This is a genomic window from Arthrobacter sp. NPDC056691, from assembly GCF_042791415.1.
Classification (GTDB): Bacteria; Actinomycetota; Actinomycetes; order Actinomycetales; family Micrococcaceae; genus Arthrobacter.
The window spans coordinates 1-20,664 of sequence record NZ_JBHTXX010000032.1 but is presented as its reverse complement, the minus strand read 5'-3'; the positions used below and the strand labels follow the sequence as shown (position 1 = coordinate 20,664).

The window sequence follows — 20,664 nt, the reverse complement described above, 5'->3', positions numbered from 1 at the left end:
ATGCGGAGGGCCGGATACTCTCCCGGCGATCGCCACCCCCATCCGGGAGGGCGAGTTCCGCATCATGGAACTGTTATTTCAGCATACGTAATAGTGAAGCCGAGCAGGTCCGCCGGTGTCAAGAGACTACAGCAGGGGGTGAGCTTGGCCGGATAGTATCGGCGTCGGGGGGACTTGACGCTGGGTCGGAGTCCCGCATGGGGTTAGGGGACGGATGAAAGGCACCAGCGCTCGGACGCTCCCGGAGCAGGACGATGACCGGCAGGCCGCGCTCCAGGCGTACGGGCTGCTGGGCGACAGAGAAGTCAGCGCCCTCCCACCCGTCGGCGGCCCCTCCCGCCAGGGCACCGCCCGCACCGACGCTGTCCGCAGCGCCCTGGACAACCTCGTTGATCTGGCGGCCAAGCTGTGCCACGTGCCCTTCAGTGTGGTGAATGTGATTACCGCGGACCAGCAGCGCCAGATCGCGGCGTCGGGCGTCGAACCGGGCATCTGTTCCCGTGAAGACTCGATGTGCGCCCGCGTCTTCCTGACCCGGGAAACCACCGTCGTCAGCGACGCGTCCACGGACCCGCGCTTCGCGAACAATCCGTTTGTGACCGGCGAGATCGCGCGCGTCCGTTTTTACGCCTCGGTGCCGCTGGAAACCGCCTCGGGCTTCGTGTTGGGCTCGCTGTGCGTTTTCTCCGATGCGCCCGCAAACCCCGGGCCGGAGCAGATCCACATGCTGGAGCTCCTCGCCCAGCAGACCGTGGAGCTGCTCGAACTCCAGCACAGGACGCTGCAGCTGAACGTGGCGCTGGATGAAGTGCGGCGGAGCAACGCCAAACTGGGCGAGTTCGCGGGCCGCGTCAGCCACGACCTGCGCATTCCGCTGACCACGATCCTTGGCTATGTGGAACTGAGCGAGGACGATCCGGACATGCCGCCGGAGCATCCGGCCGCCGAGTACGTCCAGCTCATCGGCGCCAGCGGGCGGCGCATGCTGGCCATGCTCGAGGATGTTCTGGACTATTCGAAGGTGGGCGGTGCCCTCCATCCGCAGCCCGTCTCTTTGCGCGGGGCCGCCGCGGACGTCGCGCGGGACCTTGGCATCCCGTTCGGAGCCGGAGCCACGCTGGACTCCGACGACGCGCAGCTGCACGCCGATCCGCTCCAGCTGCGCGCACTGCTGCAGAATCTGCTCGCCAACTCGCTGAACTACCGCAGCCCGGAACGTCCCCTGGAAATCAGGATCACGGCGGTCTCCAACTACCACGGGACCGCGGTCCTGGTTGCGGACAACGGCAAGGGAATCAGGCCGGAGGACAGGCAGCGCGTGCTGGAGCCGCTGGTCCGCCTGCACCGGGACGGGGACGGCCCGGGATCCGGGCTTGGCCTGGCCACCTGCAGGCGGATCGCGCAGGCACACGGGGGTGACCTGACGCTGACGGAGAGCCTCGGCGGCGGAACCACCGTGGTGCTGACGTTCCCCGCCGCCCCGTGAGCGGCGCCGTGGGCCGCCGCGGCAGGGCCGCCGCAATGGTGCTGGTGCTCCTGCTCGTCCTGTTGCCGGCAGCCCTGTTGCCGGCAGGCGTGGCTGAGGCCAGTCCAGCGCCGGCGGGCACTGCAGACACTGCCGGCGCTGCGGAGGGGCCGCTTTTCGGCGCCGCCCTGGAATGGGGCAAGGACAGCGCCGCCGGTTTCGCGGAACGTCTGGGCGCCACGCCGGCCATCTTCGGCCACGACATCGCCTTCCCGCTGCAGGAATCCGAGACGGTCCACATCCGCGAATTCTTCCGGCAAAGCGACTCGCAAGGAGCCCATGCCCTGCTGACGGTCAAGCCCTCGCGGTCCCTGGACCAGGTGTCCGCGGGGGACGCAGCAGCTTTTGCCCGGACGGTGGAACAGCTCAGCACCGGCTTCCGGGGCAAGTTGTACATCAGGTTCGCGCCGGACATGAACACCAGCTGGGTCCCCTGGGGCCAGCAGCCGGAGGCCTACCGGAACGCATTCCGGGCCGTGGCCACAGCCTTCAAAACCCAGGACGACGCGGGCACCGTCATGGTGTGGCAGCCCTTTCTGGGCCGCGACTACCCCTTCGCGCGGAACCGTAACGCCCCGGCCCCGGGGTCGGACGGTTTCAAGCTGCTCGACACGAACGGCGACGGGCGCTGGGACAGCAGCGACGACGCCTACTCCCCGTACTACCCCGGTGACGACGCCGTGGAGTGGTCCGGCCTGGACGCCTACCATGACGACACCGGCGGGGCCTCCGCCGTCAACACACTTCCGGCGGACGGCGAACTGGCCGGCATGCTGACCGGCACCGATGGCCGTGGCGGCTACGGCGACTTCTATGCGGACTACGTGCAGGGACGCAGCAAGCCGCTGATGCTGCAGACGGCCGCATTCTTCAGCTCCACCACGGGCGGCCCGGCAGAGCCGGAGATCAAGCTGGCATGGTGGAACCAGGTGCTCGGTGTCGCCTCGTCTGCACGGTTCGGGAACATTGGCGCCGTGGTCTGGGACGAACGGACCAGCACCCGGGACACCGGGGTGGCAGCGATCGACTGGCGGCTGACGGGACAACCCGGCGTTGCCACGGCCGCCGGCGCGCGGCTGGCGGAATCGGCCGTGGTCACCGGGCCGGTGGCGGCCAGCGGCGGGCTGGCCGCCGACGAATCAACGGGTGTAGGCAAGGTCCTGGGCGGAATCGGTGCGTGGACGACGGCGGGTGTCCTGGCCGCCGTCGTCGGCTTGCTTTGGCTGCTTCCGCGCTTTCTTCCCCGGGCGTCCGGCTGGGCCTACGGCGACCCCTCCTCGCGTGATTCCCGCGTGGACTTACTGCGCGGCCTCGCCATCGTGTTTGTGGTGGTGAACCACGTGGGCATGACATCGCTCTTCCAGCTGGTCACGCAGGAAGCAGTGGGCTTTGTGTCCGGCGCGGAGCTCTTCGTGCTTTTTTCAGGACTGGTCCTGGGCATGGTGTTCGGTCCCCGGGTCAAGGACAACTTCGGTGACGTGGTGGACCACACCACCAAACGCGCCGGGAAGCTGTATGCCACCGCGCTCGTCGTGCTGGTCGGGGTATTCCTGATCTCGCTGGTGCCCGCCATCAACGCAGACACCCTGACGTCCTTCGTGGACCAGGGTACGGGGGCGGCCGGACGCGTAGGAGCCGGCCGCTCCTACGACCTGTACGCCGGAATGGATTCGCTGCTGCACTTCCCGGTGGCGCCGGAGGTCATTCCGGGCATCCTGCTGCTGCAGTTCGGCCCCTGGCAGTTCAACGTCATGGGCCTGTATGTGATCCTGCTCCTGGCCAGCCCGCTGGTCCTCTGGGCCCTGTCGCGCGGAAAGGTGGTGTGGGTGCTGGCCGCCACCACGGCCCTGTATGCGGCCGGGGCCATGTTCCGGATCCGGCTCCTGCCGTCCGAGTTCGAGGATTCGTTCCCGCTGCTGGTGTGGCAGGTGCTGTTCATTGTCGGCATGGTGGCGGGCTACCACCGGCGCCGGATCATCGCCTGGCTGGCCGCCCATTCGTGGGTGGTGGTGGCGTGCACCGTGCTGGCCGCGGGCCTCGCGTTCCTGGCCTGGGGCAATCCGTACCTGGCCAACAGCTTCGACGTCCGCGTGGCCATCCTGCCGGACACAGGCTACCGGGCACTCTACGATGCCTACTTCGGCCGGACCTACCTCGGCGTGGGCCGGCTGCTGAACGTCCTGGTGCTGGTGGTGGCCGCCTACGCGCTGCTGACGGCGTACTGGAAGCCGGTCCACCGGGCCCTGGGCTGGTTCCTGGTCCCGCTGGGCCGGGCCACGCTGTACGTCTTCATCATCCACGTGGCCCTGATCGCCGTCATCGCCAACATCCCGGCCCTGCAGGAGGGCCGGGTACTGTTCAACACCGCCGCCTACGCGGTGATCCTGGCGCTGCTCTGGATCATGGTCAGGACCCGTTTCCTGTTCCGCATCATCCCCACCTGACTAGCCGCGATTGTCAGGAGCCGGTGGAGTCCCTGGACAGGATCCAGGTGTTCGTCCCGTCCTGCCGGGTGAATGTCACGGTGGTGACCAGCGCGCGGATCAGAGCCAGCCCGCGTCCCGACTCGGCATCCTCGCCGGGCATGGCGGGGTCGGCGTCGTCGATGGCCGGGCTGGCGGCGCCGAAGGCGCTGACCTCGGCCCGCAGGCTCGACCTGCGGATGCAGATGTCCACGCCCAGTTCCACGGGATCCGACGATTCCGGTTCCGCATGCTGGACCACGTTGGCGGCGGCCTCGATCACTGCGGTGGCGAAGGTCATCCGGTCCATGTCGGGAACGAACGGGGCATCCTCCCAGAGGCCGTCCAGTTGGCCGTGCACAGCATCGACGGACTCTGGCGTCGCCACACTCCGGAATTTCCGGCGGGCCAGGACCTCAGTCATTGCCGAACGCCTCGTCAGCGGTGGCGTAGGACGTCAGCACGCGGTCCATGCTGGTCAGTTCAAGGACCATCTTCACCTGCGGCTGGACGGCGGCGATGCGGAGGTCGCCGCCTGCCTGCCGGGCCGCCTTCAGGCAGCCGATGAGGGCTCCGAGCCCCGAGGAATCCATGAAGGCGGTGTCCTCCAGGTTGACCACGATCCGGCTGGATCCGGAGGCAACAACGTCGGCCACGAACTCCCTGAGCTTGGGCGCGGACACCATGTTCAGGCGTCCGGCGGCCTTGATTTCGGCGTACGAATCCTTGACCTCGCAACTAAGATCCATCCGTCTTCCTCTCTTCGATCAAAACCCTTGTACAGCACCGCCCTGACCAGGATGCTCATGACCACGAGGTCGAACACCACCCAGGCCACGTTGACCAGCGTACCGATCGGTTCGGACATCCCGGCGGCAAGCCGCGCAATGCCCACCACCGAGGAAGCTGCCAGCAGCACCGACACCACAATCTGCGGCCGGATCAGGCTCCAGCTGGGGCCGCCGGTCTGGCGGTCCTTGGGGGTGACGGCGAACCCCAGGGGACGCCCGAACCAGACGTTCCGGGCCGCCGTCGTACATGCCTTGATCCAGGTGGGAAACAGCGCAAGGCTGTACTGCTGCCCGCGCCAGGTGGGGATGCCGCGGCCGGCGATGGCAAACAGCAGCTGGTTGACCACCATGAACGGAATGAACCGGATGAAGAAGTCGGCGCTGAGGCTGGTGACCGGCAGGATCCCCAGCAGCAGGTAGACGATGGGGGCGGCAAAGTAGATCACCGCTGCGAAGCCGCTCAGGTAGGTCCACATGGTGGCGAAGTACATGAGCCGCTGGCCCAGCTTAAGGCCGCGCTGCACCAGCGGGTTTTCGCGGAGCATCACCTGGATGGTGCCCTGCGCCCAGCGCAGGCGCTGCGTCAGCATGGTGGCGAGGTCCTCCGGGGCGAGGCCGTAGGCGAGGACCTCGTGGTGGTAGACGCTCTTCCATCCCATGCCGTGGATGCGCATGGCGGTGGCCATGTCCTCGGTCACGGAAATGGTGGCCAGCGGCATGACGGGCTGGGCTTCGCCGGTGCGTTCCACGGAGAGTGCGTCCAGCACGGCCTGCACCGATTCGATGGCACCCAGCGGGGACCAGTCCCGGGCGGACATGCGCTGCACGGCGTCGTCGGCCACCACGGGGACGCCGGAGTCGCCCACGTGCGCCAGTTCCATGGCCGCGATTTCCTCAAGGTCTGCCTGCAGCGCGGACACATCGGCCTGGACGAGGGCCTGGACCGCCTGGTCCACCTTCCGGCGCACCCGGTAGGTAATCTCGCTCAGCGACTCGCCGTCGTCGAGCCTGCGGCGGGCTTCGGTGGTGGCAGCCTCCACCTCGTCGAGCATCTGCGCCACGAGCAGGTTGTCCGAATCGGCCGACTTCCGGGCCTTGCGGATGGCCGACTGGGACGCCGCCAGTGCGCGGCGGATACTCTTTTCCGTCTCCTTGACGTACCCCACCAGGCCCAGCTGCATAAGGGCCTCGCGGCGGAGGATGGCGTTGGAGCCGCAGAAGAAGGCCGCGTTCCAGCCGTCCTTGCCCTGCTGGATGGGCCCGTAGAACAGCGGCGCCTGGCTGCCCAGGGGATCGGAGGCCGGGACGTTGCTGAAGTACTGTGGCGTCTGCACCAGCGCAACCTTGGGGTTGGTGAAGTAGCCCAGCGTCTTGTCGAGGATGTCCGGCTCGGGGATCTGGTCGGCATCGAGGATCAGCAGGAACTCGCCCTCGGTGACCATCAGGGCGTTGTTGAGGTTGCCGGCCTTCGCGTGCCGGGGCATGTTGTTCCAGTCCTCGCTGCGCGTGACGTACCCCAGCCCGTGGTCCTCGGCGAGGCGGCGCATCTCGGGGCGGGCGCCGTCGTCGAGGATCCAGGTGCTGTGCGGATGCCGGATGCGCTTGGCGGCGAGGGCCGTGGTCATCACGAGGTCCAGCGGCTCGTTGTACGTGGTGATGAAGACGTCCACGGTGGCGTCGGCAGGAGGCGGCGGCGCAGCCTTGCGGATTTTCAGGCGCCACACGGTCATCCCGAACAGCATGACGTCGATGAGGCTGTAGGTCTCCGCGGCCACGAGCGGCACCGCGATCCACCACGCCTCCCAGTTCAGCGAGGCCAGCCAGCGCCAGGCGATGTAGTTGATCCCCAGGAGCACCGTCAGGAGCACCACTAACCGCGTCCAGAAACGGGTCACTGCGCAGCCGTTCCGGCCCGCTCGCCCCAGTGCGGTGTCCCGGCCAGGCGCCGCACCACCACCGCGGTGACATCGTCCTCCGCGGTCTCGGCCGGGGCCAGCCGGAGCAGGGCGGCGCAGGCAGCCTCTGCGGTGGGCTGCCCGTGCGTGGAACGGCGGACGGCGTCGGTGAACTCCGCGACGGAGCCAAACACGTCAAGGACGCCGTCGCTGACGACGACGAGCGAGTCACCGGCGGCAAGCTCCAGGTCCGCTTCGGTCCAGCTGGCATCGCCCCATGCCCCGACGGGCGGGCCGGCGGACGGAAGCCGCTGCGCACCGCCGTCGGCCAGCAGGTGAAGCGCAAGGCCATGGCCGGCGTCGACGTAGCTGACTTTGCCGGAACCGGCGTCCAGCCGGGCGTGGAAGAGCGTGACGAAGGACCCGGAGATGTCCAGGTCCGAGGCGATCGAGCGGCTGGCCAGGCTGAAGGCGTTGCCGAGGTCCGGCTCGTGGCGGACCGAGCGCATGACTGCCCGGGCGGTGGCCGCGATGAGGGCGGCGCCCATGCCCTTGCCCATGGCGTCGGCGAACGTCAGGTGCAGCCCGTCGGGAGTCTGGTACCAGTCATAGAAGTCGCCGCCCACGCTGCGTGAGGGGCGGAACACGCCTGCCACCTCGTAGCCGTCCAGCCGGACCTCCTCGCGGGGGAGCAGGCTTTGCTGGACCTCGGCGGCGCGGCGGAGGTCGTTCTGGGCGGCTTCGTCCGCTGCCGGGGTGCGGGAGCGGCGGAACAGCGCGTTGATCCGGGACTGGAACTCACGGGGGCTGAACGGCTTGTTGATGTAGTCATCCGCCCCGTTGTCCAGGCCGGTGAGCTTGTCCAGCTCATCCACCCTGGCGGTGAGCATGATGATGAACGCGTCCGAGAACTCACGCAGCCGTTTGCAGACCTCCAGCCCGTCCAGATCGGGAAGGTTCAGGTCCAGCGTGACCAGGTCCGCCTTCGTGTTCCGCACCGCCTCGATGCCCGGGAAACCGGCGCCGGCTTCGGTGACTTCGAAGCCCTGTTTGGCCAGTACCCGGACCAGCAGCCCCCGGATGTCCGGGTCATCCTCGATCACGACGGCGCGGCGCGGCTCAGGGGTTGAAGGCATGCCTCTATTAACTACTGTCTTTACATACTTGTCACGCCGGAGGCGCATCGTGTCCAGCCGGTTCGGGCTGCGTGAACCCCCGTGTCAACGCTCCCTCACTTTGCGTTGGGTTTCCCCCGGCGCTTCCTCACCTTTCGCCGGGTCGGCCAGGACGCGTCCTCACCTTTCGCCGGGTCGGCGAGGACGCTTCCTCACGTTTCGCCGGGTCGGGGCTGACCCTCCCGCAATCGAGTGCGGAAGGGTTTGGGGAAAGGCGGCAGGATCCGAGGAAGGGTCGGCGGATGGAGGGGTGGTTTGGGGGCCTCGATGACCCAAGAATTGTCAAAGCTCGGAGACGTAGGCTAATCAAACCGTGGCTATCCGCCGCGGTACCGCTCCGGCCGGAAGATAATCGGATATGCAGATCCTGGTGGTTGAAGACGACGAATCGGTGGCCGCCGGCGTGCTGGAGGGCCTGACCAGGGCCGGTTTCCAGGCCCGGCACGTCGCCGACGGGGCAGGGGCGCTCGCCGAGGTCCGTTCCTCCAGCCCTGATTTCGTGCTCCTCGACCTGGGGCTGCCGGACATGGACGGCACGGACGTCTGCCGGTCCATCCGCTCCCTGACCATGACACCGATCATCGTTGTCAGCGCGCGCGACGAGGAGATCGACCGTGTGCTCGCTCTGGAGCTGGGGGCGGACGATTACCTGGTGAAGCCGTTCGGCATGCGCGAGCTCATCGCGCGGATCCGGGCCGTGGCCCGCCGCACGGCAGATCCGCAGTCCGATAGCCCTCCGCCGGCCGACGGTACCCGCGTGATCGGCACGCTGAGCATCGACCAGCGCTCGCGCAGGGTGCTGGTGGACGGCACGGAAATCCACCTCACCGCCAAGGAGTTCGAGCTCCTCTACTACCTGGCCGAAGACCCGGGCGCCGTGTGCCAGCGCAGCGACATCCTGCGCGCGGTGTGGGACGGCACCTGGTACGGAACCACCAAGACCCTGGACGCGCACGTGGCGGCAATCCGGAAGAAGCTCGGCGACCCGCGCTGGATCGAGGCGGTGCGCGGCGTCGGATTCAGGCTGGACGTGCCCGGGTGAGGTGGCGGCTGATCGGCGCGTTCATGGCCATCACGCTCCTGGTGGTGCTGGTACAGGACATTCCGCTGGGCAGCTACCTCGTCCGGGTGGAACGCGACCGGCTGGCCACCTCCCTTGAACGCGACGCCTTCCTGCTCAGCGGGCGGGCACGGCAGCTGCTTGAGACAGGCGGTCCGGCGCCCGGGACCGTGGCCACGGCCGTCCGCGACTACGGCCGCGCCAGCGGGGCCCGCGTGGTGGTGGTGGACCGTGCCGGTACGGCCGTGGCAACGTCCGACGACGACCAGTCGGCTACCGGGGCCTCTTACCTTTCGCGCCCCGAAATTTCCGCCGCACTCGCCGGCCAGATCACCTCCGGGCAGCGCCACTCGGACACGCTGGGATTCGACCTGGTGTACGTCACGGTTCCGGTGCTCAGCGGCGAGAACATCACCGGCGCGGTGCGCCTGACCTACCCGGCTTCCGTGGTGGATGACCGCGTGTCCGGCCAGCTCCGGGTGATGTGGGCGGTAGCGGGCACCACCGTGCTGCTTGCGGGCCTGCTGGCCTACCTGATGGCCGGCGCCGTGACCAGGCGGATCCAACGGCTGCAGAAAGCCACGGAGCTGCTGGCGGAAGGCAATCTGGCCACCCGTACCGAGGAGGAGCAGGGTCCGCCGGAGCTGCGCACCCTGGCCCGGTCCTTCAACCAGATGGCGGACCGGCTGGAGCACCTGCTCCAGCAGCAGCGCGGATTTGCCAGCGACGCCTCCCACCAGCTGCGCACCCCGCTGACAGGACTGCGGCTGCGGCTGGAGAACGCCGTGGATGCCGTCGGCAACGATCCCGCCGGCGCGCGCGTCATGGTGGCCGACTCGCTGGAGGAGACGTACCGGCTGCAGCGGATCATCGACGGCCTGCTCGTCCTGAGCCGGGCGGACAGCCGCCATGTGGACCGGGAAGAGGTGGATCTCAGCGAGATCGCCCGGAACCGCGTGGAGCAGTGGGAGGCGCTGGCCGAGGAAAGCGGGGTGCGGACGGTGCTGGATGCGGTTCCGGAGGCCAGGGTGATGGCCATGCCCGGCGCGGCGGAACAGATCATCGACAACCTTATCGACAACGCCCTGGCCGTGGCGCCGCCGGACTCGGAGATCCGCCTGGTGGTCCGGCCGGATGGTGCCTCGGGAGGGTATGAGCTTCACGTGCTCGACGACGGTCCCGGGCTTTCCGAGGAGGACCGGCACCGCGCCTTCAACCGTTTTTGGCGCGGCCAGTCGACGTCCGAGGGCAGCGGCCTGGGATTGGCCATCGTCCAGCAGCTCGCCGAGGCCAGCGGCGCCGCGGCATCCCTCGAAGCCAGGCCCGGCACCCAGGGCGTGGACGCCCGGGTCGCATTCAAGGCCGTGCACTAGCGGGAGGGCGCCCCTGACTGCCCCGCTCGTGGACGGCAGATGCACCATAGCGGGTTTCGCCATAGTCTGGCCCAGTGGGTACAGGCACCGTGAAATCCGGCGAACAGGTTGACAGGCAAGCGCGCATTCTCGAGGCGGCGCTGGACCTGCTGTCACGCCACGGCATCTCGGGCGTGAACATGCGCGCCGTGGCCCGCGAAGCCGGGGTCGCACTCGGTCTCGTCAACTACTACTACGAGGACAAGTCGAGCCTGATCCGTGCAGCCCTGCACCGGATTGACGAACGCGACCTTGAGCTGGTGGCGCCGGACCCGGCATCGTCCCCGGACGAACAGCTTCAAAAGGCCCTCCGGCGCGTTGCGGACCCGGAACTGCTGACCACGCAGCACCTTTCCCTGCGCCTCCATCTTTGGGCGCTTGCGCAGGCCTCTGAGGATTTTGCGCTGATCAATGCCGCAGCCTTCGACCGGTATCTGGATGGGCTCGCGGCCCTGATCGGGAATGCCAAACCCGGGCTTTCCACCGCTGAATGCAAGGAGCGGGCGGCCGACATCGTCGTCGTGCAGAACGGGATGTGGCTCACGGCCCTCCTCGGCGTGGACGAGGCATCCATCCAGCGGAGCCTCGCCCGCACGGAGCAGATCGCCTTCGCCGCGTAGCGGTAACCGGCCCAGCTAAAACAACACCAAACGGGTCCTGGCAGAGCCGTACCCAAAATTTCTTGAACATCGGTTCAGTTTTAACCTTGAACACTTGTTCAATCTGCACTAATCTGCTTGTGTATGACCTACACCACACAAACGGGGTCCCGCGGAAATAACGGCGTTTCACCGGCGGCTTCCGGTTTGCGGCTCAGGGAAAACTCCACCCGCCGCAACTCACTGACCATCTCGTCAACCCCCACCGCCAGTTTCCGGACGAAGGACTATCCGCCCCCGGCAGGTGACCTGCACCAGGTAGAAGGAGATTTTGCATGACACGGACCAATTACGATTACGTCATCGTCGGCGGCGGAAGCGCGGGCTCAGTGCTCGCCAACCGCCTGAGCGACGGCGGCCAGAGCAGCGTCCTGGTCCTCGAGGCCGGACGGAGCGACTACCCTTGGGACCTTTTCATCCAGATGCCCGCCGCGCTCACCTTCCCCAGCGGCAACCCGTTCTATGACTGGCGCTACGAGTCCGATCCCGAGCCCCACATGGGCGGCCGGCGCGTGGCGCACGCCCGCGGCAAGGTCCTGGGCGGATCGAGCTCCATCAACGGGATGATCTTCCAGCGCGGAAACCCGCTCGACTACGAGCGCTGGGGCGCCGACGCGGGCATGGAATCGTGGGACTTCGCGCACTGCCTCCCGTACTTCAACCGGATGGAAAACGCGCTGGCGGCGGACCCCGACGATGAACTGCGCGGTCATTCAGGCCCGCTGGTGCTGGAGCGCGGGCCCGCCACCAACCCGCTGTTCCAGGCCTTCTTTGCCGCCGCCCAGGAAGCCGGCTACCCGCTGACCGACGACGTCAACGGCTACCGCCAGGAGGGGTTCGCCGCATTCGACCGGAACGTCCACAAGGGCCAGCGGCTCTCGGCCTCCCGCGCCTACCTGCGGCCGGAATTCGGCCGGAAAAACCTGACCGTCCTGACCCGCGCCCTCGTCACCAAGGTCAACTTCAAGGGCAGCGTGGCCACCGGCGTCACCTACCGCCGCAACGGCAAGACCCACCAGGTGAGCGCGGGTGAAGTGATCCTGGCCGGCGGCGCCATCAACACCCCGCAGCTGCTGCAGCTCTCCGGCGTGGGCAACGCAGCCCACCTGAACTCGCTGGGCATCAACTCCGTGGTGAACCTGCCCGGCGTCGGCGAAAACCTCCAGGACCACCTGGAGGTCTACATCCAGCACGCCTGCACCCAGCCGGTCTCCATGCAGCCGGCCCTGGACCTCTGGCGGTACCCGCTGATCGGGCTGCAGTGGATGCTGGGACGGAAGGGCCCCGCGGCCACCAACCACTTCGAGGGCGGCGGCTTCGTCCGCTCCAACGAGGATGTGGACTACCCCAACCTGATGTTCCACTTCCTCCCGGTGGCCGTCCGTTACGACGGCCAGAAGGCGGACGCCAAGCACGGCTACCAGGTGCACATCGGGCCCATGTACTCCGACGCCCGCGGCAGCCTCAAAATCAAGTCCACCGATCCCACGGTGCACCCGTCCATGCTGTTCAACTACCTCTCCACCGACCAGGACCGCCGCGAGTGGGTCGAGGCGATCCACGTCGCCCGCGACATCCTCGGCCAGTCCGCCATGGGCCCCTTCAGCGGCGGCGAACTGTCGCCCGGCCGCGCCGTTCAGACAGACGCGGAGATCCTCGACTGGGTGGCCCGCGACGCCGAGACGGCACTGCACCCGTCCTGCACCGCGAAGATGGGCCCGGACTCCGATCCCATGGCCGTGGTGAACCCGCTGGACATGACGGTGCACGGCACCAGCGGCCTCCGCGTGGTGGACGCCTCGGCCATGCCGTACGTCACCAACGGCAACATCTACGCCCCGGTGATGATGCTGGCCGAAAAGGCCGCCGACCTGATCGCCGGCAAGGCGCCGCTCGCGCCCCAGCATGCCGAGTTCTACCGGCACGGTGTGAGCCCGCTGGAACGCGGCGGATCCACGCCGGCAGCAGCCGCCGCGGCAGCGAGGGCCTAAGGGCATGAGCGTGACAATCGATACCAAGCTTGAGCTCGCCCGGGGCCTGTACGTCGACGGCGAATGGCAACAGCCGTCCGACGGCGGGACCACCGTTGTGCGCTGCCCGGCGGACGGGCGTGAGGTGGCCGTCGTCGCCAAGGCTACGGAAGAGGACGCGGAGCGGGCGATCGCCAGTGCACGGGCCGCGTTCGACGACGGCCCGTGGCGCCGGCTGACGGACATCGAGCGCGGTGCGGTCATGCTCCGCGTCGCTGACCTCCTGGAGCGGGACAAGGCCGCCTATGCGCGGGCCGAGGCGCTCGACACGGGCAAGCGGCTCGTGGAGGCGGAGTACGACATGGACGATATCGCCGCGTGCTTCCGGTACTACGGCAAGGTCGCCGGGCTCGACGCCGGCCGGGTCATCGACACCGGCCGGGCGGATGCCATCAGCCGGGTGGTGTACGAACCGCTCGGGGTCTGCGCGCTCATTGCGCCGTGGAACTATCCGCTCCTCCAGGCAGCGTGGAAGGTTGCTCCGGCACTCGTCGCGGGGAACTCGTTCGTGCTCAAGCCCAGCGAGCTCACGCCGTCGACCTCGATCCTGCTCATGGAGACCCTCGCGGAGGCCGGCGTTCCCGCCGGCGTTGCGAACCTCGTCACCGGAAGCGGGTCGAAGGTGGGCGGACCGCTCAGCTCCGATCCGCGCGTCGACCTCGTTTCCCTGACCGGGAGCCTGTCCACGGGGCAGACCATCATGGCCGCCGCCGCGGACACTGTGAAGCGCGTGGCCTTTGAACTTGGCGGAAAGAACCCCAACGTCGTCTTCGCGGACGCGGACTGGGAAGCCGCCGTCGACAACGCCCTGACCGCGGTGTTCCTGCACTCCGGCCAGGTCTGCTCTGCAGGGGCGCGGCTCGTCGTCGAAGAGACGGTTGCCGAGCGCTTTGTGGCCGAGGTGGTCCGGCGGGCGAAGAAGATCCGGATGGGCGGACCGTTCGATCCCGACGCCGAGACGGGGCCGCTCATCTCCGCCAGGCACCGCGACCAGGTCCACGCCTACGTCCAGGCCGGGATCGCGGAGGGCGCAGAGCTGTTGTGCGGTGGATACATCCCCGACGACGGCCCGCTCGCCGGCGGCTTCTTCTACCCGCCCACCGTGCTTGGCAACTGCCGCCCGGGCATGAGCGTGCTGCGGGAGGAATCGTTCGGGCCGGTGCTCACTGTCGAGACGTTCCGGACCGAAGCCGAGGCCATCGCGATCGCGAACGACACCGAGTACGGCCTGGCCGGCGCGGTGTGGACGTCGGACGCGTCGAAGGCGCAGCGCGTCGCGGGCGCCCTCCGGCACGGAACGGTGTGGATCAACGACTACCACCCGTACGTCCCCCAGGCGGAGTGGGGCGGATTCGGCAAATCGGGGATCGGCCGTGAGCTCGGCCAGGCAGGCCTGGCTGAGTACCGCGAAGCCAAGCACATCTGGCAGAACATCGCCCCCGCCCCGAGCGGATGGTTTGGCTCAGCTCCCGGGGAAGCTCCCGGAGTGACGGGAGCGGTCGGGGCCGGCTAGGCATCAACTTTGGGGGAGACGGCCGGGCGCTGCAGCGCAGGGCCCGGCCGTCGATACACCTGCGTGATTCCAACTGCATTCGGTTTCACGTGCGTGTAGTGTTACCCGCGTCCAAAGGCGGCCGCGGGTCATCACCATCGTGCTTTTCTGACTTAGGAGTTCAGATGTTGGAACCCAGCAAGAGTACTGATTCAAGCGGCATGGACGAGTTCGGCTATGCCCAGACCCTGGACCGGAGCATTGGCAAGTTCGCCAGCTTCGCCGCAGGCGTCAGCTACATCTCCATCCTCACCGGCGTTTTTCAACTGTTCTACTTTGGTTTCTCTATGGCCGGCCCCGCCTACGCGTGGTCCTGGCCCATCGTTTTCGTCGGCCAGCTGATGGTGGCGCTGTGCTTTGCCGAACTGGCAGGCCGCTACCCCGTGGCCGGCTCGGTCTACAACTGGGCCAAGCGCCTCGCCTCCGGGACCTCGGCCTGGCTCGCCGGCTGGCTGCTGCTGCTGTCCTCGATCATGGCGCTCGGGTCCGTGGCGCTGGCACTGCAGATCACCCTGCCGCAGCTCTGGTCCGGCTTCCAGTTCGTCGGTGACGGCACCGGCCCCTACGACTTCGCCATGAACGGCGTGGTGCTGGCCACCATCATGATCACCATCTCCACGCTCATCAACGCGTTCGGCGTGAAGCTCATGACCCGGATCAACAGCATCGGCGTCTTCGTGGAGCTGGTCGCGGCCGTGCTGCTGATCCTGGCGCTGGGCTGGCATGTGGTGCGCGGCCCCGAGGTCTTCTTCGACACCGCCGGTTTCGGCGAAGGCCACGACCTCGGCTTCTTCGGCGTGTTCCTCATCGGCGCCATGGCCTCCGGCTACGTCATGTACGGCTTCGACACCGCCAGCTCCCTCGGCGAGGAAACGAAGGACCCGAAGCGCACCGCCCCCAAGGCCATCCTGCGCGCCGTCACGGCCTCGTTCCTGCTGGGCGGGCTGATCCTGCTCTTCGGCATCCTGGCCGCGCCGGACCTCACCGACCCCAAGATCGGGGCTGCCGACGGCGGCCTGCAGCACATCGTGCTCTCCGTCCTGGGCGGGCCCTTCGGCAAGGCGTTCCTGGCATGCATCGTGGTTGCCGTGGTGGTCTGCACGCTTGCCGTCCACGCCGCCGCCATCCGGATGATGTTCGCCATGGCCCGGGACAACAACCTGCCCTTCAGCCGGCAGCTCAGCAAGGTGGACCCGGCCCGCAAGACCCCCACCGTCGCGGCCATCGTGATCGGCATCCTGGCCGTCATCCCGCTGCTGGTCAACGTCATGCAGCCCGCGATTTTCACGATCCTGTCCAGCATCAGCATCGTCCTGATCTACCTGTCCTACCTGCTGGTCACCGTTCCCATGCTGCGCAAGCGGCTGGTGAAGAAGTGGCCGGTCTCCGGCGACCGTTCCGAACCCGGCTTCAGCATGGGCAAGTGGGGACTGCCCGTGAACATCCTGGCGGTCCTGTGGGGCGGCGCCATGACGGTCAACCTGATCTGGCCGCGGCCCGAAATCTACAACTCGGTACCGCCGTTTGAGTGGTACCTGCAGTGGGGCGGGGTCCTCTTCGTCGCTGCCGTCGCCGGCGGCGGGGCGCTGCTCTACCGCCTGAAGATCAGGCACCAGACGGGCGTCCTCGCCGAGCACGCCGCAGTGCACGCTGCCCCGCTTCCGGCGCCTGCGCAGGAGTTGCCCGCCCGCGTCGACACCGGCAGCACGGCGGGCGGAATGTCCGGTCCGCGGGACGGGGATTTGGAACCACAGCAAGTCGGTTAGATTTGGCTGAGGTGCCGCAGCCAAAGGGCCCCCGGGCTCAGGAAAGGAATGTGACCTCATGGTTCATAAAGTGAAGGCAGTTGTTGTCAGGGCGAAGGATGCTCCGGTGTCGGTGGAGACGATTCTGGTGCCGGATCCGGGTCCGGGTGAGGCTTTGGTTGATGTTCTGACGTGCGGGGTGTGCCATACGGATCTGCATTACAAGCTGGGCGGCATTGGGGATGAGTTCCCGTATTTGCTGGGCCATGAGGCTACGGGTGTTGTTGCTGCCGTGGGTGAGGGTGTCACGGAGGTTGCCCCCGGCGACCGTGTGATCCTGAACTGGCGTGCGGTGTGCGGGCAGTGCCGGGCGTGTGCGAAGGGCCAGCCGCAGTACTGTTTCAACACGGCCAACGCGACGCAGAAGATGACCCTGGAGGACGGCACGGTGCTGTCCCCGGCGTTGGGGATCGGTGCTTTCGCGGAGAAGACGCTGGTCGCTGCCGGTCAGTGCACCAGGGTTGACGAGGACGCGGACCCGGCCGCCGTCGGGCTTCTGGGCTGTGGTGTGATGGCCGGGATCGGGGCGGCGATCAACACCGGTGAGGTCAAGCGCGGCGAGTCGGTGGCCGTGATCGGCTGCGGCGGGGTGGGCATCGCCGCGATCGCCGGCGCGAAGCTGGCCGGGGCGACGACGATCATCGCGGTGGACATTGATGAGAACAAGATTCAGATGGCCAGGTCGCTGGGCGCGACGCACGGGGTGAATTCCCGGACCTCTGACCCGGTGGAGGCGATCCGGGAACTGACCGGCGGGAACGGCGCGGACGTGGTGATCGAGGCGGTCGGCCGCCCGGAAACCTACAAGCAGGCGTTCTACGCCCGCGACCTGGCCGGCCGGGTGGTTCTGGTCGGTGTCCCGACGCCGGCGATGGTCCTTGAGTTGCCGCTTTTGGATGTGTTTGGCCGGGGCGGGTCGCTGAAGTCCTCCTGGTACGGGGACTGCCTGCCGTCCCGGGACTTCCCGATGCTGGTGTCCCATTACAAGCAGGGCAACCTGGACCTGGACGCGTTCGTGTCCGAACGGATCACCATCGACCAGGTCGAGGAGGCCTTCGACAAAATGCACGAGGGCAAGGTCCTGCGCTCCGTCGTCGAAATCCAGCCCGCCACCGCAACCCGGCCCGCCGCAACCCAGGCCGTAACCCAGCAGGCCGCAGCCCAGGGAGCCGGCGCATGAGCGTCACGATCGAGAACCTGGTCACCTCGGGGACGTTCTCCCTGGACGGGGGCACGTGGGATGTGGACAACAACGTCTGGATCGTCGGGAACGACACCGAGTGCGTGATCATTGATTCCCCGCACGACGCGGCCGCGATCATCAACCAGGTCCGGGGCCGGAAGGTCCTGGGCATCCTGCTTACGCACGCGCACAACGACCACATCGGCGCCGCCCGCGAACTCGCCGACGCCGTCGGCGCCCCGATCTGGCTGAACCCGGAGGACCAGGTCCTCTGGGAACAGGTCTACCCCGGCACCACCCCCGACCGGGACATCACGGACGGGGACGAGTTCCAGGTCGCCGGCGCCGTGCTCAAGGCGATCCACACCCCCGGCCACTCACCCGGCTCCACCTGCTTCCACCTCGAAACCGAGAACACCGTGTTCACCGGGGACACCCTGTTCAACGGCGGACCCGGCGCGACCGGCCGCTCCTACAGCGACTACCCCACCATCCTGGCCTCCATCCGCGAACGCCTCCTCACCCTCCCCGCGGACACCATCGTCAGGACCGGACACGGGGAGAACACCACCATCGCCGCCGAACGCGAAACCCTCGCCAAGGTGGCTCAGTAAAGAAACAAGATCCACGATCCACGACGTAAGGCGCACCGGGAAGCCCGGCGCGCCTTACGCCGTGATCAGACAGGCACGAAAGCAGCCGGTTAGGAAGTTGGAACAATGAAGTTCGGAAAGCAGCCCGCCCCCGTCGCGGACATCAACGAGGACGAGCTGGAAGTCCACAAGCCGAAGACCGAAGCCGCCGGCGTCAAGGCCGTGATGGTGGCGCTGGAACGCGCCGTGGCGCAGGCCGGTGTGACCCGCACGGCGCAGTCGCTGCTGCGGCTCAACCAGCGCGGCGGCTTTGACTGCCCGGGCTGTGCCTGGCCGGAGTCGGACAAGAAACGCAAGGCCGCCGAGTTCTGCGAGAACGGCGCCAAGGCCGTGGCCGAGGAAAACACGCTGCGCACCGTGGGGGCCGAGTTCTGGGCCAAGCACTCCATCGCGGAGCTGTCGGAAAAGACCGAGTACTGGCTGGGCAACCAGGGCCGGCTCAGCGAACCGGTGGTCATCCGGGAAGGGGGAACGCACTACTCGCCGATCTCCTGGGCGGACGCGTTCGAGCTGATCGGGGAGCACATCCGGGCCAGCACTCCTGACCGCTGCGTCTTTTACACCTCGGGCCGCACGGCCAACGAGACGGCGTTCATGTACCAGCTGTTTGCCCGCTCCCTGGGCACCAACAACCTGCCGGACTGCTCCAACATGTGCCACGAGTCCTCCGGGTCGGCGCTGAACCCCACCATCGGCATCGGCAAGGGCACGGTATCGCTGGATGACATCCACGATTCCGAGCTGATCTTCGTCGTGGGGCAGAACCCCGGCACCAACCATCCCCGCATGCTGTCCGCGCTGAAGGAGTGCAAGGACAAGGGCGGCAAGGTGGTGGCGGTGAACCCCCTGCCCGAGGCCGGCCTGTTCAACTTCCGTGATCCGCAGACGCTTTCCGGCGTGGTGGGCGGCGGCACGCCGCTGGCCGACGAATACCTGCAGATCAAGGTGGGCGGCGACCTCGCACTGTTCCAGGCCCTCGGCCACCTGCTCCTGAAAGCCGAAGAGCAGAACCCGGGCACCGTCGTCGACCGTTCCTTCATTGACGCGCAGACCGATGGCTTTGATGCGTACGTCGAAGCCCGCCAGGACCTGGACTGGGACGAGACGGAGCGCGCCACCGGCCTGGACCGTGCCCAGATCGAGACCGTGGCCGGCATGCTGGTGAAGTCCAAGGCCAGCATCTTCTGCTGGGCGCTCGGCGTTACCCAACAGCCGCACTCAGTGGACACCATCAAGGAAATGGTTAACGTCCTGCTGCTGCAGGGGAACTTCGGCAAGCCCGGCGCCGGTGCGTGCCCGGTCCGCGGACATTCCAATGTCCAGGGCGACCGGACCATGGGGATCTGGGAGAAGCCGAAGGAATGGCTGCTGGAGGCCCTCGACAAGGAGTTCAGCATCCAGTCGCCGCGGCACCACGGCCATGATGCCGTGGAGTCCATGGAGGCCTTCGAACGCGATGAGGTGGACGTCTTCGTGTCCATGGGCGGGAACTTCTCGCTGGCGTGCTCGGACACGGAGACCCTGGAAGCCGGGATGCAGCGGATCGGCCTCACGGTGCACATCTCCACCAAGCCCAACCGGTCGCACGTGGTGCACGGCCGCACCTCGCTCATCCTTCCCACGCTGGGCCGCACGGACAAGGACGACAAGCACCCCAAGGGCGCCCAGTTCCTGTCCGTGGAGGACTCCATGTCAGTGGTCCACTCCACCCAGGGCAGGCTGCAGCCGGTGTCCGAGCACCTGCTCGCCGAGCCGGTCATCGTGGCACGGATGGCCGAGGCCACGTTCGGCCCCGGGCACCCGGTGGACTGGAAGTCCATGGCCGAGGACTATGACGTGGTCCGGGACCACATCGCCCGGGTCCTGCCCGGATTCGAGGATTTCAACGCCAGGGTCCGGACCAGGAACGGCTTCGTGCTGCCCAACCCGCCGCGCGATACCCGGTCCTTCGCGACGGACATCGGCCGCGGCCGCTTCACGGTCAGCCCGCTGGAGTACCTCACGCCGCCGGCCGGCCACCTGGTGCTGCAGACCATCCGCAGCCACGACCAGTACAACACCACGTTCTACGGCCTGGACGACCGGTACCGCGGGATCTCCGACGGCCGCCGCGTGATCCTGGTGCACCCGGAGGACCTCGCCGAGCAGGGCTTCCAGGACCGCGACCTCGTGGACGTGGTGAGCACGTTCCAGGGCACGGACCGGCGCGCCGAGAAGTTCCGGCTGGTGGCCTACCCGACGGCCAAGGGCTGCGCCGCGGCGTACTTTCCCGAGGCCAACGCCCTGGTCCACAAGGAAAACGTGGCCCGGGTGTCCAACACCCCCGGCTTCAAGGCCATGTTCGTCCGCTTCGAACCGCACGACGGCGGGACCGAGGCTGCCGCTGCCGGTGCGGACGCCGGGCTGGAGACGGCGTCGGCTAGCTGATTTCAGGACAGAACGGGCCCGCTTCCTTTCGGAAG

General features: G+C 67.7%; 15 protein-coding genes. 11 read left to right on the top strand and 4 right to left on the bottom strand.

The window, feature by feature from the left end:
- Nucleotides 1-214: 214 nt before the first annotated feature.
- Entirely contained in the window at nucleotides 215-1,486 is a 1,272-nt protein-coding gene (locus ACFRAU_RS20650; protein WP_378001279.1) for an ATP-binding protein, read from the top strand.
- Nucleotides 1,487-1,521: 35 nt separating this feature from the next.
- On the top strand, nucleotides 1,522-3,969 hold the full coding sequence (gene opgC / locus ACFRAU_RS20645; protein WP_378001319.1) for an OpgC domain-containing protein: 2,448 nt from the start codon (nucleotides 1,522-1,524) through the stop codon (nucleotides 3,967-3,969).
- A gap of 13 nt (nucleotides 3,970-3,982) precedes the next feature.
- Here opgC and ACFRAU_RS20640 read toward each other — a convergent pair whose 3' ends face one another.
- Genes ACFRAU_RS20640 through ACFRAU_RS20625 form a run of 4 tightly spaced genes read right to left on the bottom strand, consistent with a single transcriptional unit; the run spans nucleotide 3,983 to nucleotide 7,809 of the window.
- Nucleotides 3,983-4,411 carry an ATP-binding protein gene (locus ACFRAU_RS20640; RefSeq protein ID WP_377993700.1) on the bottom strand — a complete coding sequence of 143 codons (429 nt, stop codon included), beginning with the start codon at nucleotides 4,409-4,411 and terminating at the stop codon, nucleotides 3,983-3,985.
- The gene (locus ACFRAU_RS20635) at nucleotides 4,404-4,736 is read right to left on the bottom strand and encodes an STAS domain-containing protein (RefSeq protein WP_377993701.1); all 333 of its coding nucleotides are present in this window, start codon (nucleotides 4,734-4,736) and stop codon (nucleotides 4,404-4,406) included. The genes ACFRAU_RS20640 and ACFRAU_RS20635 overlap by 8 nt, the downstream gene beginning before the upstream one ends.
- Nucleotides 4,676-6,673 (bottom strand): glycosyltransferase family 2 protein, encoded by a 1,998-nt coding sequence (locus tag ACFRAU_RS20630; protein ID WP_378001278.1) that lies wholly within the window; start codon nucleotides 6,671-6,673, stop codon nucleotides 4,676-4,678. The genes ACFRAU_RS20635 and ACFRAU_RS20630 overlap by 61 nt, the downstream gene beginning before the upstream one ends.
- Nucleotides 6,670-7,809: a PP2C family protein-serine/threonine phosphatase gene (locus ACFRAU_RS20625; protein WP_378001277.1), complete on the bottom strand. Its 1,140-nt coding sequence runs from the start codon at nucleotides 7,807-7,809 to the stop codon at nucleotides 6,670-6,672. The genes ACFRAU_RS20630 and ACFRAU_RS20625 overlap by 4 nt, the downstream gene beginning before the upstream one ends.
- 397 nt (nucleotides 7,810-8,206) lie before the next feature.
- Here ACFRAU_RS20625 and ACFRAU_RS20620 point away from each other — a divergent pair, with 397 nt between their 5' ends.
- The 9 genes from ACFRAU_RS20620 (at nucleotide 8,207) to ACFRAU_RS20580 (ending at nucleotide 20,629) form a co-directional block, all read left to right on the top strand.
- Complete coding sequence (locus ACFRAU_RS20620) at nucleotides 8,207-8,890, top strand: response regulator transcription factor (RefSeq protein WP_377993704.1); 684 nt, start codon at nucleotides 8,207-8,209, stop codon at nucleotides 8,888-8,890.
- Nucleotides 8,887-10,281, top strand: coding sequence for an ATP-binding protein (locus tag ACFRAU_RS20615; RefSeq protein ID WP_378001276.1), 1,395 nt, complete (start codon nucleotides 8,887-8,889; stop codon nucleotides 10,279-10,281). Before ACFRAU_RS20620 ends, ACFRAU_RS20615 begins: the two co-directional genes overlap by 4 nt.
- Before the next feature lie 74 nt (nucleotides 10,282-10,355).
- The gene (locus ACFRAU_RS20610; RefSeq protein ID WP_378001275.1) at nucleotides 10,356-10,940 is read left to right on the top strand and encodes a TetR/AcrR family transcriptional regulator; all 585 of its coding nucleotides are present in this window, start codon (nucleotides 10,356-10,358) and stop codon (nucleotides 10,938-10,940) included.
- Between the two features lie 314 nt (nucleotides 10,941-11,254).
- The gene (gene betA, locus ACFRAU_RS20605) at nucleotides 11,255-12,970 is read left to right on the top strand and encodes a choline dehydrogenase (RefSeq protein ID WP_378001274.1); all 1,716 of its coding nucleotides are present in this window, start codon (nucleotides 11,255-11,257) and stop codon (nucleotides 12,968-12,970) included.
- A 4-nt stretch (nucleotides 12,971-12,974) separates the two neighbouring features.
- Nucleotides 12,975-14,522, top strand: a complete 1,548-nt coding sequence (locus ACFRAU_RS20600; RefSeq protein ID WP_378001273.1) for an aldehyde dehydrogenase family protein — start codon at nucleotides 12,975-12,977, stop codon at nucleotides 14,520-14,522.
- A gap of 164 nt (nucleotides 14,523-14,686) precedes the next feature.
- On the top strand, nucleotides 14,687-16,327 hold the full coding sequence (locus ACFRAU_RS20595; protein ID WP_378001272.1) for an APC family permease: 1,641 nt from the start codon (nucleotides 14,687-14,689) through the stop codon (nucleotides 16,325-16,327).
- A 58-nt stretch (nucleotides 16,328-16,385) separates the two neighbouring features.
- A complete protein-coding gene (locus ACFRAU_RS20590) occupies nucleotides 16,386-17,546 on the top strand; it encodes an S-(hydroxymethyl)mycothiol dehydrogenase (RefSeq protein WP_378001271.1) in 1,161 nt (386 codons plus the stop codon).
- Nucleotides 17,543-18,163 (top strand): MBL fold metallo-hydrolase, encoded by a 621-nt coding sequence (locus ACFRAU_RS20585; protein ID WP_378001270.1) that lies wholly within the window; start codon nucleotides 17,543-17,545, stop codon nucleotides 18,161-18,163. The genes ACFRAU_RS20590 and ACFRAU_RS20585 overlap by 4 nt, the downstream gene beginning before the upstream one ends.
- A gap of 105 nt (nucleotides 18,164-18,268) precedes the next feature.
- A complete protein-coding gene (locus tag ACFRAU_RS20580; protein ID WP_378001269.1) occupies nucleotides 18,269-20,629 on the top strand; it encodes an FdhF/YdeP family oxidoreductase in 2,361 nt (786 codons plus the stop codon).
- Nucleotides 20,630-20,664: the final 35 nt, after the last annotated feature.